Below are 3,741 nucleotides of genomic sequence, written 5' to 3' on the forward strand. Positions count from 1 at the left end.
TGGCGGTGGGCACGGGGGTGGCCATCATGGCGGCGGTCATTTCGGCGGTCACGGTTTCGGGCACGCGCATGGCGGCGGCGGGCATCATGGCGGGACGCGGTTCGCAGCCGGAGCCCGACATGGTTCCTCGAAATTCGGTCAGATCCGCAATACGGGTATCCGTCCCGCGCATTTTCGCAATGCCCTGAACGCGCACTCCAGCGCGTTTCGCAATGGCCGGCTGATCAGCAATCCGGCGGCGCGGGCCCAGATCGCAGCTGCGGCCGCCCTTGCCGGCTGGCACGGCGCAAGCGGCGGTTGGTGGCAACATGCCGGGGGCGGCTATGGCTGGGTCGGGCCGCTGTTCTGGCCGTTCGCCTACAACGACCTCTACGACTACGCGATCTGGGGCGACGGTCTCGGCTTCTGGGGCTACGGCTATCCCGACATCTATGCCGGCATGTTCGGCCCCTATGGCTATGATCGCCTCTCGGCCTATCTGCCGCAACGATCGCAGGGACGACGGCAAGCGCGAGGCGTTGCGCTCGATCAGCTTTGCGGCAGCGACCGTCGCGAAATCGTCGGTCTGCCGATCGACCAGATCGTCGCGGCGGTGCAGCCGACCGAGGCGCAAGGCGCAAGCCTCGACGAACTCGGCAATGTCTCGATCCAGGCAGCAGAGCTCATCCGCGCGGCCTGTCCAACGCAAGTCGCGGCGACGGCGCCCGGTCGGTTGGCGGCGATGCAGCAGCGCATCGAGGCGATGGAGAAGGCCGTCGAGCTGGTGCAACCGGCGCTCGACAAATTCTATGGGGCCCTCACCGACGAGCAGAAGGCCCGTTTCAATGCGTTGGCCGAGGATCAGCGCCGGACAGCGGCTTCCCGCGACGCCAGCGCATCGCTGGTTCAGAATTGCGGTGCGCCTGTTGGGCTCGATTGGCCAGCCGGCGAGATCGGCGCGCGGCTCCATCCCAGTGAGACTCAGCGTGCTGCTCTGCAAGTGCTTCAGGATACCAGCGCCAGGGTCAAAGATTCGCTCAAGGACGCGTGCCAGCCCAGCGACGTGATGACACCACCGGCGCGCATGGCCGCGGTTCACAAGCGGCTCGAAATGATGCTGGACGGCGTGAAATCAGTGCGGGCCGCGCTCGAGGATTTCTATGGCACGTTGAGCGACGAGCAGAAGGCGCAGTTCGAGGCGATCGGGCCGCGTCGGACGTCCTGAGCGCGTCGCAAAAAGCCGTGGCGGAAAACCGCCTCGCCGATCGCACTGCGGTTCTCTATGCTGGGTGGCGCTGAAGCAGAAACAATGCGGTGGCCGGAAGACCACGGGTGGCGGGGTGATGGAGTGGTTCGCAAGGAAGAAGGCGGGCGACGTCTGGGATGAGACGGTCGAAGGACCGCTCGGCGACATCGACGCCGCCGAGCGCATCCGTGCGATCTGTGACGCGGCTGCGGCCAGCGCGGCAGGCAGCGCGCGCAACGACAAGCGCGACAGCGCGCGCTACGAGCGCGCGGCGAAAGTCGCGATGGAAATCGCGATGAAGATCTCAGATGGACTGATGCGCGACGACGCAGTGCACCGCATCGTCGATCTCTGCATGAAGGCAAACGACCTCAAGACGGCGCAGATCCTGTTTCGCGCGATCCATGCCAGCTGGATCCGCGAAACGGTCCAGCGGGATCATCCGACATTGGCGCAGTGAGCGGTGCTCGCGCGATCGTCGTTGCACCAAGACCCTCATGGTGAGGAGCGCGTCTTCGCGCGTCTCGAACCATGAAGGCCCGGATCTCGCCCGTGGCCATCCTTCGAGACGCCCGCTTTTCGCGGGCTCCTCAGGATGAGGATCGGAGTGCGTAGCAGGACTTATTTCGCCAACTTCCGCACGGCCTCGTCCACACTGTGGAAGACGTTCTCCCGGGGCAGCGCCTCGAACAGCCTGAACCGCTCGAACGCGGCCTGCGCGCGTACCGATTCCAGCCGGGCCAGCGCGACCGTGACACCCTGTTCGCTGCAGGCCCTGAAAACGTCGAGCAGGATCTGCGCGGCGGTGAAGTCGATCTCGACCATGCCGCTCGCCTCCAGCACCAGCAGTTGCGGCGGCGTCGCGCCGAGCACCCTGGACACGTCGCTGCGAAAGCCGGGCGCATTGAGGAACGACAGCGGCGCCTGCAACCCGATCACGGCGACGCCGTCGATGCGCTCGCCGGTGATGTGCGGGTGCGCCGGCCACCAGATCGTGGTGCCCGGCACGCGCTCGAACTCGACCAGCCGCGCGCGCGTCGTGCTCCAGATGCCGTGCAGCAGCGACAGCACGATGCCGAGGAACGCACCCTGCTGGATCGGCAGCACGATGATCAGCGCGGCGGTGGCGGCGATCAGAAGGAATTCGCTCGGGGATTGGTGATAGATCGTGACGATCTGCTTCACGCGGATGATGCGCAGCGCGACGAACAGCAGGATGCCGCCGAGGGCTGCGTCCGGAACGTGCTGCAGCAATCCCGTTCCAAACGCGAGCAGCGCCAGCACGATCGCAGCGGCGGCGAGACCCGCGAGCTGCGATTGTCCGCCGGTCTCGGCGACAATGCCCGTCCGCGGCGGGCTGGCATTGACCGGAAACGCGCCGAACAGGCCCGACAGCACGCTGCCGGCGCCCGCGCCGAGAAAATCGCGATCGACATCGGCCGGCTTGTCGGGATCGGACGGGAACGAGCGCGTCGTCGCCGCAGTCTGCACCATCACCACGACCGTGATGACAAAGGCGAGCGGCACGAGGCGGACCCATTGCTCCGCTGCAAGCTCGGGGAAGGTCGGCCGCGGCAGCGTCCCCGGCACGAGGCCTACGACATTGACGCCCTTGCTCTCGAGGCCGAGTGCGATCGTGGCCAGCGTCGCGGCGACGAGCCCGATCAGCGCGCCCGGAATTTTTGCGCTGACCTTCTCGGAGACGAAGACCACGGCCAGCACACCGAAGCCGATGCACAGCGTGAAGGGATTGGTGCGGCCGAGCTCGCTTGCGAGCACACCGATGCGATCGAGCGTCGGCCCGCCCGGCGAGTCCAGACCCAGCACGCCCGGCAATTGCGAGACGATGATGTGGACGGAGATGCCGGCGAGGAAGCCGACCATGACGGGCACGGACAAGAGATTGGCGATGCCGCCGAGGCGGAAAGCGCCGCCGGCCAGCATCATCGCGCCGACCATCAGTGCCAGCGCGATCGCGAGCCCCTGATACTCAGGCGAGCCGGTGGCGGCCAGCGCCGCCAGTCCGCCGGCGAAGATCGGCGTGATCGTGGAATCGGCGCCGCAGGACAGGAAGCGGTTGCCGCCGAGCATCGCAAAGCCGAGCGAGCCCGCCATAAAGGCGAAGAAGCCGATCTGCGGCGCGAAGCCGCCGAGCCGCGCCGTGGCCATCTGCTCGGGAATCGCGATCGCCGCGAGCGTCAGCCCCGCCATCAGGTCGCCCGGGAGGGAATAGGACGCGAGTGAGCGAAACAGCGGCCAAGCTGGCTTGGCGTGAGCGTCGTGCGGCATCGATGTGGAGTCCCCGGAAAGCCCTGGCGTTAGTCGGTTAGACTACAGCATTTCCGTATCGGGAAGCAGAAGACGCAGTTTATCTCCATCCGTCGTCATTTCGAGGCCCCCGGGGGGCCGGGGGGGGCGGGCCCGGGGGGGGGGGATAAGGGGGGGGGGGGGGGGGGGCCGGGGTGGGGGGGGGGGGGGGGTGGGGGGGGCGGGGGGGGTGGTTTTAACCCCCCCGG

General features: G+C 67.4%; 3 protein-coding genes. 2 read left to right on the top strand and 1 reads right to left on the bottom strand.

Going from position 1 to position 3,741, the window contains the following annotated elements:
* Both AC0L3A_RS26350 and AC0L3A_RS26355 read left to right on the top strand, forming a co-directional pair.
* Positions 1-1,204: Spy/CpxP family protein refolding chaperone (locus tag AC0L3A_RS26350; RefSeq protein WP_473255438.1), on the top strand; the 1,204-nt coding region annotated here is incomplete at its 5' end.
* 118 nt (positions 1,205-1,322) lie between these two features.
* A complete protein-coding gene (locus AC0L3A_RS26355) occupies positions 1,323-1,685 on the top strand; it encodes a hypothetical protein (RefSeq protein WP_007600918.1) in 363 nt (120 codons plus the stop codon).
* A 161-nt stretch (positions 1,686-1,846) separates the two neighbouring features.
* Here AC0L3A_RS26355 and AC0L3A_RS26360 read toward each other — a convergent pair whose 3' ends face one another.
* Positions 1,847-3,514: a SulP family inorganic anion transporter gene (locus AC0L3A_RS26360; RefSeq protein WP_007600919.1), complete on the bottom strand. Its 1,668-nt coding sequence runs from the start codon at positions 3,512-3,514 to the stop codon at positions 1,847-1,849.
* Positions 3,515-3,741: the final 227 nt, after the last annotated feature.

This window comes from Bradyrhizobium sp. MI1.3 (genome assembly GCF_055811695.1).